10 protein-coding genes, 1 pseudogene and 1 riboswitch are annotated in these 13,007 nt (G+C 66.2%); of the genes and pseudogenes, 7 read left to right on the plus strand and 4 right to left on the minus strand.

Going from position 1 to position 13,007, the window contains the following annotated elements; genetic code table 11:
• Nucleotides 1-88 precede the first annotated feature (88 nt).
• The 3 genes and pseudogenes from ARADN35_RS28835 to metH all read left to right on the plus strand — a co-directional run.
• Nucleotides 89-469: pseudogene (locus ARADN35_RS28835) on the plus strand (hypothetical protein); the annotation flags it as partial.
• A gap of 64 nt (nucleotides 470-533) precedes the next feature.
• On the plus strand, nucleotides 534-1,076 hold the full coding sequence (locus ARADN35_RS26780; protein WP_010466816.1) for an IPTL-CTERM sorting domain-containing protein: 543 nt from the start codon (nucleotides 534-536) through the stop codon (nucleotides 1,074-1,076).
• Between the two features lie 28 nt (nucleotides 1,077-1,104).
• A riboswitch (S-adenosyl-L-homocysteine riboswitch) is annotated at nucleotides 1,105-1,213 on the plus strand.
• A gap of 64 nt (nucleotides 1,214-1,277) precedes the next feature.
• A complete protein-coding gene (metH, locus tag ARADN35_RS26785) occupies nucleotides 1,278-3,992 on the plus strand; it encodes a methionine synthase (protein ID WP_100199529.1) in 2,715 nt (904 codons plus the stop codon).
• A 91-nt stretch (nucleotides 3,993-4,083) separates the two neighbouring features.
• Here metH and ARADN35_RS0124275 read toward each other — a convergent pair whose 3' ends face one another.
• A complete protein-coding gene (locus ARADN35_RS0124275) occupies nucleotides 4,084-4,488 on the minus strand; it encodes a RidA family protein (protein ID WP_010466820.1) in 405 nt (134 codons plus the stop codon).
• Between the two features lie 144 nt (nucleotides 4,489-4,632).
• Here ARADN35_RS0124275 and ARADN35_RS0124280 point away from each other — a divergent pair, with 144 nt between their 5' ends.
• A complete protein-coding gene (locus tag ARADN35_RS0124280; RefSeq protein ID WP_029414372.1) occupies nucleotides 4,633-5,583 on the plus strand; it encodes a LysR family transcriptional regulator in 951 nt (316 codons plus the stop codon).
• Nucleotides 5,584-5,669: 86 nt separating this feature from the next.
• Here the strand turns inward: ARADN35_RS0124280 and ARADN35_RS0124285 are convergent, their stop codons facing one another.
• Complete coding sequence (locus tag ARADN35_RS0124285; RefSeq protein ID WP_010466824.1) at nucleotides 5,670-6,149, minus strand: VOC family protein; 480 nt, start codon at nucleotides 6,147-6,149, stop codon at nucleotides 5,670-5,672.
• Between the two features lie 156 nt (nucleotides 6,150-6,305).
• Here ARADN35_RS0124285 and ARADN35_RS26790 point away from each other — a divergent pair, with 156 nt between their 5' ends.
• Nucleotides 6,306-7,124: an alpha/beta hydrolase gene (locus tag ARADN35_RS26790; RefSeq protein ID WP_010466826.1), complete on the plus strand. Its 819-nt coding sequence runs from the start codon at nucleotides 6,306-6,308 to the stop codon at nucleotides 7,122-7,124.
• A 511-nt stretch (nucleotides 7,125-7,635) separates the two neighbouring features.
• Nucleotides 7,636-9,681 (plus strand): elongation factor G, encoded by a 2,046-nt coding sequence (fusA, locus tag ARADN35_RS0124295; RefSeq protein ID WP_010466829.1) that lies wholly within the window; start codon nucleotides 7,636-7,638, stop codon nucleotides 9,679-9,681.
• A 360-nt stretch (nucleotides 9,682-10,041) separates the two neighbouring features.
• On the opposite strand, the gene ARADN35_RS0124305 is transcribed toward fusA, so the two are convergent.
• Nucleotides 10,042-10,587: a shikimate kinase gene (locus ARADN35_RS0124305; protein WP_010466833.1), complete on the minus strand. Its 546-nt coding sequence runs from the start codon at nucleotides 10,585-10,587 to the stop codon at nucleotides 10,042-10,044.
• A gap of 132 nt (nucleotides 10,588-10,719) precedes the next feature.
• Complete coding sequence (locus ARADN35_RS0124310) at nucleotides 10,720-11,865, minus strand: serine hydrolase domain-containing protein (RefSeq protein WP_010466834.1); 1,146 nt, start codon at nucleotides 11,863-11,865, stop codon at nucleotides 10,720-10,722.
• A 186-nt stretch (nucleotides 11,866-12,051) separates the two neighbouring features.
• Here ARADN35_RS0124310 and ARADN35_RS0124315 point away from each other — a divergent pair, with 186 nt between their 5' ends.
• Nucleotides 12,052-12,978 (plus strand): YihY/virulence factor BrkB family protein, encoded by a 927-nt coding sequence (locus ARADN35_RS0124315; RefSeq protein ID WP_010466836.1) that lies wholly within the window; start codon nucleotides 12,052-12,054, stop codon nucleotides 12,976-12,978.
• The last annotated feature ends 29 nt before the right edge of the window (nucleotides 12,979-13,007 follow it).

The raw sequence follows: 13,007 nt of genomic DNA on the forward strand, positions 1-13,007 counted from the left end.
ACCGTGCACGGCAGCAGGCAGCGGCAACATCAACGACACCGTCAACCTGCCCGCAGGGGGATCGGTGACGTACACCGTCAGCGCCACGGTGAGCGGTGCAGCCACAGGGACATTGACCAACACCGCGACGGTGACAGCGCCGGGCGGGGTGACCGATCCTGTCCCAGGCAACAACAGCGCAACCGACTCCGACACCATCACGCCGCAGGCCGATCTGTCCATCACCAAAACGGACGGCGTGACCACGGCCATCCCGGGTGGCTCGGTCACCTACACCATCACCGCCAGCAACGCGGGCCCGTCCAATGCCCCTGGCGCGGCGGTAGCGGATACGTTCCCCGCTGCGCTGACGGGCACCTGGACCTGCGTGGGTGCGGGCGGCGGCACGTGCACAGCAGCAGGCAGCGGCAACATCAACGACACCGCCAACTTGCCTGCGGGGGGATCGGTGACCTATACGGTGACTGCCACCGTGAGCGCAGCGGCCAGCGGAACGCTGGTCAATACCGCGACGGTGACCGCGCCGGGCGGGAGTGACCGACCCCAACCCGGGCAACAACAGTGCCACGGATTCCGACACCATCGCATCGCAGGCCGATCTGGCCATTACCAAGACCGATGGCGTGACCACGGCGAACCCCGGCGGGTCGGTGATCTACACCATCATCGCCAGCAACGCCGGCCCGTCCAACGCCCCGGGCACGACGGTGGCAGACACCCTGCCTGCCGTGCTCACTGGTACCTGGACCTGCGTGGGCTCCGGCGGCGGCACTTGCACGGCAGCGGGCAGCGGCAGCATCAACGATGTCGTCAACCTGCCTGCGGGTGGATCGGTGACCTACACCGTCACTGCCACGGTGAGCGCGTCGGCGACGGGGACGCTGGTCAACACCGCGACGGTCACGGCCTCAGGGGGGGTGACCGACCCCAACCCGGGCAACAACAGCGCCACCGATACCGACACCATCGCCGCAGTGGCCGCGAGCGCGATTACGTCGCTGTCCGAGTGGGCTCTGTGGCTGATGGTGGGCTTGATGCTGCTGGCCGCATTCCGGGGCCGCCGCCCAGTGCGCTGACCGCAGACGGGCAACTACAATCGCTCCTCGGCCCAAGGAGCGTTGCAGCGACTTGCCATGCCCGGTTGAGTGCATGGCGATTCGTCAGGCTTGGGTCCCGCGCACCCCACCGTACACCGCAACGACGCTCACCTGTTTTTCCGCTGTTCCTGCTGCACAGGTGAGTGAGTAAGTCCTATGTCCGCTGTATCCCTGCCCCCCATGAAACTGTCTGGCCTGGAGCCCGTCTCCATTGGCGAGGGCACCTTGTTCGTCAACATCGGCGAGCGCACCAACGTCACCGGCTCCAAGGCGTTCGCGCGCATGATTTTGAACGGCCAGTACGAAGAGGCGCTGGCCGTGGCGCGCCAGCAGGTGGAGAACGGCGCGCAGGTCATCGACATCAACATGGACGAGGCCATGCTCGACAGCAAGGCGGCCATGGTGCGCTTTCTGCAGCTCATCGCGTCCGAGCCCGACATCGCGCGCGTGCCCATCATGGTGGACAGCTCCAAGTGGGAGGTGATCGAGGCTGGCCTGCGTTGCGTGCAGGGCAAGGGCATCGTGAACTCCATCTCGATGAAGGAGGGCGTGGACAAGTTCAAGCACGAGGCACGCCTGGTGCGCCGCTATGGCGCCGCTGCGGTGGTCATGGCGTTTGACGAAAAAGGCCAGGCCGACACCTACGAACGCAAGATCGAAATCTGCGAGCGCGCCTACCGCATCCTGGTCGATGAAGTGGGTTTCCCGCCCGAAGACATCATTTTCGACCCCAACATCTTCGCCGTGGCCACCGGCATTGAAGAGCACAACAACTACGCGGTGGACTTCATTGAGGCCGTGCGCTGGATCAAGCAGAACCTGCCGGGCGCCAAGGTGTCGGGCGGGGTGTCGAATGTGTCGTTCAGCTTTCGCGGCAACGACCCCGTGCGCGAGGCCATCCATACCGTGTTCCTGTACCACGCCATCAAGGCCGGGATGGACATGGGCATCGTCAACGCCGGCATGGTGGGCGTGTACGACGACCTGGAGCCCGTGCTGCGCGAGCGCGTGGAAGACGTGGTGCTCAACCGCCGCCCCGACGCCGGTGAGCGCCTGGTCGAGATCGCCGAAACCGCCAAGAGCGGCGCCAAGGACGAGAGCAAGCGGCTCGAATGGCGTGGCACACCCGAGCACCCGAAGACGGTGGGCGAACGCTTGAGCCACGCCCTGGTGCACGGCATCACCGACTTCATCACCGAAGACACCGAAGAGGCCTACCGCGCCATCCTGGCCAAGGGCGGCCGCCCGCTGCATGTGATCGAAGGCCCGCTGATGGACGGCATGAACGTGGTGGGCGACCTGTTTGGCGCGGGCAAGATGTTCTTGCCCCAGGTGGTGAAAAGCGCCCGCGTTATGAAGAGCGCCGTGGCCCACCTGATCCCCTACATCGAAGAAGAAAAGCGCCAGGACGAACTGGCCGGGCGCGATGTGCGCAGCAAGGGCAAGATCATCATCGCCACCGTCAAGGGTGACGTGCACGACATCGGCAAGAACATCGTCACCGTGGTTTTGCAGTGCAACAACTTCGAGGTGGTGAACATGGGCGTGATGGTGCCCTGCCACGAGATTTTGGCGCGCGCCAAGGTCGAGGGTGCGGACATCGTGGGCCTGTCGGGCCTGATCACCCCCAGCCTCGAAGAGATGCAGTACGTGGCGGGCGAGATGCAGAAGGACGAGCACTTCCGCATCAAGAAGATTCCGCTGCTCATCGGCGGCGCCACCACCAGCCGCGTGCACACCGCCGTCAAGATCGCGCCGCACTACGAAGGCCCCGTGGTCTACGTGCCCGATGCCTCGCGCAGCGTGAGCGTGGCGCAGAGCCTGCTGGGCGACGGCGTGCAGAACTACGTGGATGAGTTGAACGCGGACTACGACAAGGTGCGCACCCAGCACGCCAACAAAAAGGCCACACCCCTGTGGCCCCTGGCCAAGATTCGCGCCAACAAGACACCCGTGGACTGGGCCGCCTACCAGCCCGCTGTGCCGCGTGCGTTGGGCCGCCGGGTGTTCAAGAACTTCGACCTGGCCGAGCTGGCCAAGTACATCGACTGGGGCCCGTTCTTCCAGACCTGGGACCTGGCCGGCCCGTACCCCGCCATCCTGACCGACGAGGTGGTGGGCGTGGAGGCCACACGCGTGTTCGCCGACGCCCAGGCCATGCTCAAGAAGATCATCGAGGGCCGGTGGCTGACCGCCAGCGGCGTGATGGGCCTGTACCCGGCCAACAGCGTGAACGACGACGACATCGAGTTCTACACCGACGACACCCGCACCGAGGTCGCCATGACTTGGTACGGCCTGCGCCAGCAGGCCGAGAAACACACCATCGACGGCGTGACGCGCCCGAGCCGTTGCCTGGCCGACTTCGTCGCGCCTAAGAGCAGTGGCATTGCCGACTACGCAGGCATGTTCGCGGTCACGGCGGGCCTGGGCATCGAGAAGAAGGAAAAGGCCTTTATCGACGCGCTGGACGACTACTCCGCCATCATGTTCAAGAGCCTGGCCGACCGCCTGGCCGAAGCCTTTGCCGAAGCCTTGCACCACCGCGTGCGCACCGACCTGTGGGGCTATGCCGCTGGCGAAGCGCTGAGCAACGACGACATGATTGCCGAGAAGTACCACGGCATCCGCCCCGCGCCCGGCTACCCCGCCTGCCCGGACCACAGCGCCAAGAGCGAGCTGTTCCGTGTGCTGCAGTGCGAAGAAGTTGGCATGACCCTGACGGAAAGCCTGGCCATGATGCCGGCCGCCAGCGTGAGCGGCTTCTACATCGGCCACCCCGACGCGGTGTATTTCAACGTCGGCAAGATCGGTGAAGATCAGTTGCACGACATGGCTCAGCGCCGGGGGATGGACGAGGCGGTGCTGGCGCGGCTGCTGGCGCCAAACCTGTAATGCTATGAATTTGGTAGCTTTTGGCGCTTGATGGATAAGCGCCAAGAGCTTATTTCATTCAGAGTTTGCAGCGGCCCCTTCCATACAACCTTCAGTGGCCCTGGCCTTGCGGCAGCTGGGCAATCACCTTGATCTCGAACTGAAACCCGTACAGCCAGGTCACGCCAATGCCCGTCAGGGTAGGGTGGGGCGCCTCGCCCCAGAACTCGGGCACAACACTCCACACGGTTTCAAAGTTGGCCTCGGGGTTGACGACAAACATCGTCACGTCCACCACATCGTCAAACGTGCAGCCCGCCGCCTGCAGCACTGCGTTCAGGTTGGTGAACGCCAGTCGCACCTGCGCCTTCAGGTCGGGCTCGGGCGAGCCATCTTCGCGGCTGCCTACCTGGCCCGACACGAACAGAAAACCGTGGGACCGCACCGCTGGCGAATAGCGGTTGCGTTCGTACAGCGCTTGGCGACCGGCTGGGAAGACAACATCGCGTGGTGGCATGAGAGAACTCCTTCAGTGGGGCCAGCAAATTGGCCCGTGGTTAACGATGAAGGCACTGTAGGAAAACGCGCCCGGCCGATAAACAGGCAACTCTGCCCACCACTGTTCTTAGAATCCAAACAATCTTTGAACGATGGGCCCGCCATGGACCGTTTTGACGCAATGCAGGCCTTTGCCCGCGTGGTGGAGTCCGGCAGCTTCACCAAAGCCGCCCACACCCTGCACATGAGCCGCACCACCGCCACGCAGCTGGTGCAGCAGCTCGAGGCCCGCCTGCGCGTGAAGCTGCTCCACCGCACCACACGCCGCGTGCAGGTCACGGCCGACGGCGCTGCCTACTACGAGCGCGTGGTGCGCCTGCTGGCCGATCTGGACGACGCAGAGACCAGCCTCTCCACCGCATCCGCCGCGCCCCGGGGCCGCCTGCGGGTGGACGTGCCCAGCCCGCTGGCTCGCCTCATCCTCGTCCCCGCGCTGCCTGCGTTCCACGCGCAATACCCCGACATCCAGCTTGACATGGGTGTGAGCGACCGCCGCGTGGACATGGTGGCCGACAACGTGGACTGCGTGGTGCGCGGCGGCACCATCACCGACCCGTCCCTTGTCGCGCGCCACGTGGGCGACCTCCCCCTGCGCGTGTTCGCCGCCCCCAGCTACCTGCATCGGGCAGGCACACCCACGCACCCGCAGGTGCTGGATGACGCCGACACGCACCACCGCACCGTTGGATTCCTGTGGGCCCGCACCGGCCGCCCTGTGCCCTACGCCATGCGCCGGGGCGCGGAAAGCGTGCAGGTGCAAGGCCGCTACGTGTGCGCGCTGGATGATGGCAACGCCTACCTGGCCGCCGGCCTGGCGGGCATGGGGTTGCTCTGGCTACCCAGCTACATGGCCCAGCCCCACCTGGCCAGCGGCGAGCTGGTGCCCCTGTTTGAAGACTGGACGATGGACCCCATGCCGCTGTACGTGGCCTACCCGCCCAACCGCCGCGTGAGCGCCAAGGTGCGGGTGTTTATCGACTGGGTGGTGGGGCTGATGGCGCAGCACGCGCCGGTGGTGGGGCAGGGTGGAGATGTGGTGCTATTGAATGAATAGCTGATGGCGCTTGATGGACAAGCGATAGAGGCCATTTTGGACTCAACATCACCTCAAAAAAGCGGCCGAAACCAGCCAGATGGCAATCACCCGCGCCAAGCCGCCTCAATGGCTGCAATGTCGATCTTGCGCATCTCCATCATCGCGTCGAACGCACGCTTGGCAGCCGCTCGGTCGGGGTCGGTGACGGCCTGCGTCAACACCCGTGGCGTGATCTGCCACGACAGCCCCCACTGGTCCTTGCACCAGCCGCAAGCGCTTTCCTGGCCACCGTTGTCAACGATGGCGCTCCACAGCCGGTCCGTCTCGGCCTGGTCGTCCGTCGCCACCTGAAACGAAAACGCCTCGCTGTGCACAAACGCCGGGCCCCCGTTGAGCCCCAGGCACGGAATGCCCAGCACGGTGAACTCCACCGTCAATACGTCGCCCTGCTGGCCCGCAGGGTAGTCCCCCGGCGCGTGCATCACACGGCCTACGGCGCTGTCAGGGAAGGTGGCAGCATAGAACGTGGCGGCATCCAGGGCGCTGCCGTTGAACCAGAGGCAGATGGTGTTTTTGCTGGGCATGGTGAGGGTCTCCAAAACTGAGATGGACACCTGCATCCGCGCGGTGCAGGACGAAGGGTGATTTTGACGGCTTGGGCGGTACAAGGGGGCGCGTGCTCTGGCCAGCAGCGCCAACGCAATGTCGCGCTGCCACAATGGCGCGACAGGAGGACACCCATGAACACAGGATTCCAGCAAACGCGCCGCGCTGCGCTCACTGCGGCGGTCGCTGCCGCTTTGGCAGCGTGTGGGGGCGGAGGCTCTGGCGATGGAGAAGCGCCCGCGCCGGTGGGCCAGGTGATCAACTCCACCATCAAGTCGGCCTCCAATGGCAGCACCTACCCTGTTCAGGTTTTCTTGCCCGAGTCATACGCCACGGGCACGGCGACCCTGCCCGTCATCTATGCAACCGAGGGTGATGCCCAGTACGGCGGCCCCAATCGCTCCCGCTTCGACACCTTCAAGGAGGTGCTGCAGCGGCGGGGGACCCAGGCCATTCTGGTCGGCATTGGCGGCACTGCCTGGCGGGGCACCGACTTCCTCATGCCGGGCGCAGCCAAGTACCTCGACTTCCTTGTGAAAGAACTGGCGCCAGCCATCGAGCGGCAGTACCGTGCCGACCCCAAACGCCGGGTGTTGTCGGGCTTGTCCCATGGCGGCTACTTTGTGGTGGCGGCGCTGATACTGGAGGCCCGTGCGGGTGTGCCGCCCAGCTTTTCACACTACCTCTCGACCGAGTGCAGCGTGGGGGAGCACACCAGCCCTGCGGGGGTGTTGGCGTTTGAAAAACAGATCGACGGCAAGCCCTTGCCCACGACCTTGTTGCTCGCGGGGGCAAGCGGTGGCAACCACCAGCTGATAAGCATCCCTCTTTTCAACCAGATGGCCTCGCAGAACCTGCCGGGCCTGGTGATGCTCAAGGCCGAGTACAGCACCTCGCACGTGGGTGCGGATGTGCCCGCATTTGAAGATGCGCTGAAGCGGTTCTTTCCTTGAACCGGCATGCGTGCAGCGGCGACCACTGTCTGCTCCGGCAGCGGCAGGCGGTAGTTGCTCGCGGGTGGCGCGGCTGCTGCAAGCCTGAGAGTGGCAAGCACAGGTGGGTCGCTTGCAAGCTTGCTGCGCGAGGAGGATAATTCGCCTTTATGAAAATCTTCACCAACGTGATCAAGGCATCGTTCGCCACCTAGTTGCGCCCCCTGATCGCGTGTCGGAGGGCCTTGCGCCTTCCGGACCCAAAAAACCCCGGCAGGCTTTGTCCCTTCCGGGGTTTTTTGTTTTCCGACTTACTTACTTCACACCAACCCATGCGTACCTACGACAAGTTGATCGCCACGATTCCCGACCGCCGGAGCATGAGCCCCGTGCGCCCGGGCTCCGGCGACAGCACACATCCCAGACGCTAGCGACCAGGCGAATCCTTCAGGCCTGGGCTGGCGCAAAGCCAACCAGGCGGCAGCTGCTCGCAGAGCCGAGTGCAGCCGCAAGAAAGATTGAAAGATTCGCCATGACCAAGAATTCACGCCATACCAGCAACGCCCATCTGCGCAACCTCGGTGTCATCGCCCACGTCGATGCGGGCAAGACCACGACCACCGAACGCATCCTGTTCTACACAGGCGAAAGCCACCGCATCGGCGAAGTGCACGACGGCACGGCGCAGATGGACTTCGACCCGCAGGAGCAAAAGCGCGGCATCACCATCAACAGCGCGGCCGTCACCGTGCACTGGAAGGGCACGCAGCTCAACCTGATCGACACGCCCGGCCACATCGACTTCAACATCGAGGTGAACCGCTCGCTGCGCGTGCTCGACGGTGCGGTCGTCGTGTTCGATGGCGTGGCCGGCGTGGAGCCGCAGACCGAGACCAACTGGCGCCTGGCCGACAAGTACCGCGTGCCCCGCATCGCGTTCATCAACAAGCTCGACCGCGTGGGCGCCGACTTCCACCGCGTGGTGGCCATGATGGAAGAACGCCTGGGCGTGCGCGTGGTGCCGATGCAGATCCCCATCGGTGCGGAAGGCGACTTCCGCGGCGTGGTGGACCTGTTGAGCCTGCGCGCCCGCATCTGGGACAAGGACGACGCGAGTGCGCCCTACCGCGAAGCCGACGTGCCCGCCGAGCTGCTTGAGCAAGCGGTGCGCAGCCGCGCCCGCCTGGTCGAGGCTGCCGTGGAGCAGGACGAAGCCGCCCTGCAGGCCTACGTGAACGGCGAAGAGATCGCCGTCGACGTGCTGCGCGCCGCCATCCGTAAGGGTGTGCTGGCAGGCGCCTTCGTGCCCGCGCTCGCCGGCTCGGCCTTCAAGAACCGCGGCGTGGAGCCTTTGCTCGACGCCGTGGTGGACTACCTGCCCTCGCCGGACGACATCGTGCGCGAAGGCAGCGAGAAGCCCGCTTCGGCCGCCGACCCGTTCGCGGCCCTGGCGTTCAAGGTCGTCACCGACGACCATGGCGCCAAGGTGTTCGTGCGCGTGTACAGCGGCCGTCTGGGCAAGGGCGACGTGGTGCTCAACACCAGCACGGGCAAGACCGAGCGCGTGTCGCGCCTGTACGAAGTGCATGCCGACAAGCACATCGAGCGCGACGAGCTGGTGGCGGGTGACATCGCCGCCGTCGTGGGCCTCAAGGACACCCTCACGGGGCATACGCTGAGCGACCCGGCCCACCCCGTGGTGCTGGAGCAGATCAGCGTGCCCGAGCCGGTGATCCACGTGGCCATCGAGCCCAAGGCGAGCGCGGACCAGCAAGGCCTGTCCAAGGCCCTGCAGTCCCTGCTGCGCGAGGACCCGAGCCTCAGGCTGCAGCACGACGCCGAATCCGGCCAGACCATTCTGTCCGGCATGGGCGAGCTGCAGCTCGAAGTCTCGATCGAGAAGCTGCGCGCACGCCACGGCGTCAATGTGTCGGTCGGCCGCCCCCAGGTGGCTTATCGCGAAACCATTTCGAAGAGTGTGGAGGTACACCATGTGCACAAGAAGCAATCGGGCGGCCCCGGCCAGTACGCCGAGGTGAGGCTGCTGCTCGAACCCCTGCCCAGGGGCGAAGGCATCCGCTTTGAAAGCCGCATCGTTGGCGGCGCCGTGCCGCGCGAGTTCATCCCCTCGGTGGAGGCCGGCATCCGCCGCGCCGCCCTGGCAGGCGTGGTGGCCGGCTTCCCCGCCGTGGACTTCGTCGCCACGCTGGTGGATGGCAGCTTCCACGAGCGCGACTCGTCCACGCTGGCCTTCGAACTGGCGGCCATGGCCGCCTTCCGCGAAGGCTTTGCGAAAGCGGCACCCCAGGTGCTGGAGCCCGTGATGGCCGTGGAGGTCATCACCCCGGCCGAGTACCTGGGCGACAGCATCGGCGACCTGAACCGCCGCCGTGGCGTGGTGCGCGGCCAGGGCCAGCGCGGCAATGCCGCCACGGTCGAGGCCGAGGTACCGCTGAAAGAGATGTTCGGCTACATCGGTAGCCTGCGCGCATTGTCTTCGGGCCGTGCGCAGTATTCGATGCAGCTGGACCACTACGGGGTAGTGCCAGCGGGGGAGATGGCTGCTTTGGTGCCGTGATGATGTGAAGTGGCGCGCTGGGCCGGGCTTGACGGCCTGTTAGCGCAAAGACGGGGGGGCGTGGACGGATGTCTGCGCCCCTTTTTTCTGTCTGCGATGGAAGCGTAGATGGTTGTGTCGGCTCAGGAGCGCTCTTGTGGCGCCCAGAAGATCACATGCCCCGGCGGTCGTACACCACCAATTGCTGGCCGCTGGCTGCCACGGCCTTCATCTGGTGCTGCCACATGCGCTTGTCGCACACTGCAGTGTGGAGAAAAACCACGGATGTTCACTCGCCCGCCATCAGGGCTGCCAGCGACGCGCCGTCCGACTGAATTCTGCAAATCGCGGTCATGGGAGTTGCTTCAGTGGCGCCGGGGATTAGCTGTCTGCAGGCGCCCCCTCTGCCCCCGCCGCCATCTCCAGCTGCATCATGATCATGTTGACCAGCGTGTGCACCGTGGGCCGCCCGGTTTCGATGACGTAGTGGGCGGTTTCGCGGTACAGGGCGTCGCGCTGGGTGTACAGGTCGCGCAGCTTGTCCATGGGGTTGCCGCCCTGCAGCAGGGGGCGGGTCTTGTCGTGTTTGACGCGCCGGTAGATCTCTTCGGGCGATGCGCGCAGGTACAGCACATTGCCAAACTGGCGCAGGGTTTCGCGGTTTTCGGGGCGCAGCACGGCGCCGCCTCCGGTGGACAGGACCATGCCGCCGGGCTGCCCAGCCACGTCGACCAGGGCCTGCGCCTCCAGGTCACGAAAGCGGGCTTCGCCTTCGGCCTCGAAGAAGCTGCGGATGGTGGTGCCAATGGTCTGTTCCAGCCGGTGGTCCAGGTCGATGAAAGGCACCCCTGCCCGGTGGGCCAGCTGCCGGCCGATGGTGGATTTTCCCGAGCCGGGCATTCCGACCAGAGCGCAGCGAATCTGCATAGATGTTGTCCTGTGTACGTGCGGGCCCGCCTGTTTGTCCGTTTGTCTGCAGCTGCCGCTGGACGCCGAGTGTAAGGGGGTGGTGCGCGCTGGCCCTTGGCGGCCTGGCAGCAGCGGGGAGCGTTCAGGCCTTCACAGTGCGGCGTAGACCAGCGCTGGATACAGCTCGCAGAGGGTGCGCAGTTGGCCGGGCGCCTGGGTGAGCAGGATGGCGAAGAGGTCTTCGGCGGGGTCTACCAAAAAGAAGGTGCCGCCCATTCCGCTCCAGCTGTAGGTGCCTGCCGAACCGGGGCTGGTGGCCAGGCCGGTGGCCTTGCGCACGGCCACGCCCAGGCCAAAGCCGTAGCCTGCGGGCAGGATGTCGCCCGCGGTGGGGATGCTGCCCAGGTGGTCGGCGGTCATGAAATCCACGGTGGCGCGGCTGGCCAGGCGGACGGGGCGGCCGTCCGGGCCTTGCACGGAGCCCCGGCCCAGCATCAGCTGCAAAAAGCGCGCGTAGTCGCTGGCGGTGGACACCAGCCCGCCGCCAGCGGATTCAAACGCGGGCGGTGCAGAGACGTCGATCAGCGCCACCTCGGCCCCGGTCTGCGGGTCCCGGGCAAACGGCTCGGCCAGGTCGGCCAGGCGGTGGGGCGGCACCACAAAGCCGGTGTCGTGCATGCCCAGGGGCTCCAGCACGCGGCGTTTCAGGAGGGTGCCCAGGCTGGCACCCTCGACCACCTCCAGCACCGCGCCCAGTACATCGGTGGCGCGGCTGTATTCCCAGCGGCTGCCGGGCTGGTGCACCAGTGGCAGGGGGCCCAGCGCGGCCACCAGCTCGGCATTGTTGTGGCGCCGCGAGCCGACGCGTGCCGCCCGGTATTGGTCGGGCACCGTGCCCGCCTCCCACGCGTAGCTCAGCCCGGCGGTGTGGCGCAGCAGGTCGTGCACCGTGGCCTCGCGCGCTGCAGGCGTGGCGGTGCCGGTGGCTGCGTCGTACACCCGCTGGCCCGCAAACGCGGGCAGGTAGTGCGAGACGGGGTGCGACAGCAGCAGTCGGCCTTCTTCCATGAGCATCAGCGCCGCCAGCGAGGCAATCGGTTTGGTCATGGAGTAGATGCGGAACACGGTGTCGGGCGCCATGGCGGGTGCGCCCGCCCCGGGCCGCTGAGCCCCAATGGCTTCGTGCAGCACCGTGCGCCCCTGGTGGTGCACCAGAGCCACTGCGCCGGGCAGCAGGCCCTCGTCGACGTGGGTCTGGAGTGCGGCGCGCAGGCTGGCAAGGGCGTGGGGGTGCATGGGGCGGTGTCTCTTGGCAGGTGGGATTTGTCTCCAGAATACCCGCGCCTGTGCCGGGCAGAGGGTCGCCTGGGCAACAGGCATGGGCACTTTGGCAGGGCCGGGGCGGATGTGGGATGGAGCCTACTGCAGTTGCAGCGAAACGCGGATGGACGCGCGCAGGCTGTCGCCCTAGGCTTGCCGCATATGGCCGCACCCTCCCTGAAGCGCCGCGCACTGCGCCTTGTCAAATCCGTGTGGACCCTGTTCCAGCCTTTCTGGCGTGCCACCACGCTCTGGCTGGATGCCGATGGGCTGCGCATGAGCGCCGCCATGTCGTTCTACGGCATGCTCAGTCTGGCGCCCCTGTTGCTGTTGCTGGTGGGGGTGCTGGGCTGGTGGATGGACCGCAGCTATTTGGAAAGCAACCTCGTCGCGCAGGTGCAGGCTGTGATGGGCCAGCAGGTGGCCGACGTGGTGCGGCAGGCGATGGCCAGTGCCCAAGCCCCGGCCGAGGGGCGGCTGGCGTCGCTGGTGGGGTTTGTGGTGCTGGTCTCGGGCGCCACGGGGGTGTTTGTCGAATTGCAGTCGGCACTGGAGCACCTGTGGCGTGGCGAGGGCCCGTTGCCGCAGCGGGCCGCCTGGTGGCGCATGGCATCGCTGCGCTTGCGCGGGCTGGCCTATGTGCTGGCGCTGGGGTTTCTGTTGCTGGTGTCGCTGGCTCTGTCCACGCTGATCCACCTGCTGGCGGGCTGGGCAGGCTCGCGCCTGGCGTTGGCGCCGTTGGCACCTGCCATGCAGCTGGTCAATGAAGTGGTGGCCTTTGGATTTGCCGTGGCGCTGTTTGTGGGCCTGATGCGCATTGGCGCCGGGGCCAAGCCGCCGCCACGCTGCATCATGGCTGGGGCCGTGGTGGGCGCCACGTTGTTCACGGTGGGCAAGCAGCTGCTGGCCTGGTACCTGGCCACGGCGGCGGTGGTGTCGGCCTATGGCGCAGCGGGGTCCCTGGTGGTGCTGCTGATGTGGATCTACTTCTCGTCGGCGGTGCTGCTGTTTTCTGCCAGCTGCGCCCGGGCCTTTCAGGAACTGGGTGCATTGCCCGCAGTGCGGGGGCGTCTGCATGTGCCGCAATAGGTTGAGTCTTCAACCGGCTCGGAGGTCGT

Origin of the sequence: Acidovorax radicis N35 (assembly GCF_000204195.1) — a bacterium.
Classification (GTDB): domain Bacteria; phylum Pseudomonadota; class Gammaproteobacteria; order Burkholderiales; family Burkholderiaceae_C; genus Acidovorax; species Acidovorax radicis.

Coding starts and splice junctions, on each gene's coding strand:
- metH (WP_100199529.1), top strand. CDS start 1,278: ATGAAACTGTCTGGCCTGGAGCCCGTCTCCATTGGCGAGGGCACCTTG.
- ARADN35_RS0124305 (WP_010466833.1), bottom strand. CDS start 10,587: ATGCAGATTCGCTGCGCTCTGGTCGGAATGCCCGGCTCGGGAAAATCC.
- ARADN35_RS0124285 (WP_010466824.1), bottom strand. CDS start 6,149: ATGCCCAGCAAAAACACCATCTGCCTCTGGTTCAACGGCAGCGCCCTG.
- ARADN35_RS26790 (WP_010466826.1), top strand. CDS start 6,306: ATGAACACAGGATTCCAGCAAACGCGCCGCGCTGCGCTCACTGCGGCG.
- ARADN35_RS0124280 (WP_029414372.1), top strand. CDS start 4,633: ATGGACCGTTTTGACGCAATGCAGGCCTTTGCCCGCGTGGTGGAGTCC.
- ARADN35_RS0124315 (WP_010466836.1), top strand. CDS start 12,052: ATGGCCGCACCCTCCCTGAAGCGCCGCGCACTGCGCCTTGTCAAATCC.
- ARADN35_RS0124310 (WP_010466834.1), bottom strand. CDS start 11,865: ATGCACCCCCACGCCCTTGCCAGCCTGCGCGCCGCACTCCAGACCCAC.
- ARADN35_RS0124275 (WP_010466820.1), bottom strand. CDS start 4,488: ATGCCACCACGCGATGTTGTCTTCCCAGCCGGTCGCCAAGCGCTGTAC.
- fusA (WP_010466829.1), top strand. CDS start 7,636: ATGACCAAGAATTCACGCCATACCAGCAACGCCCATCTGCGCAACCTC.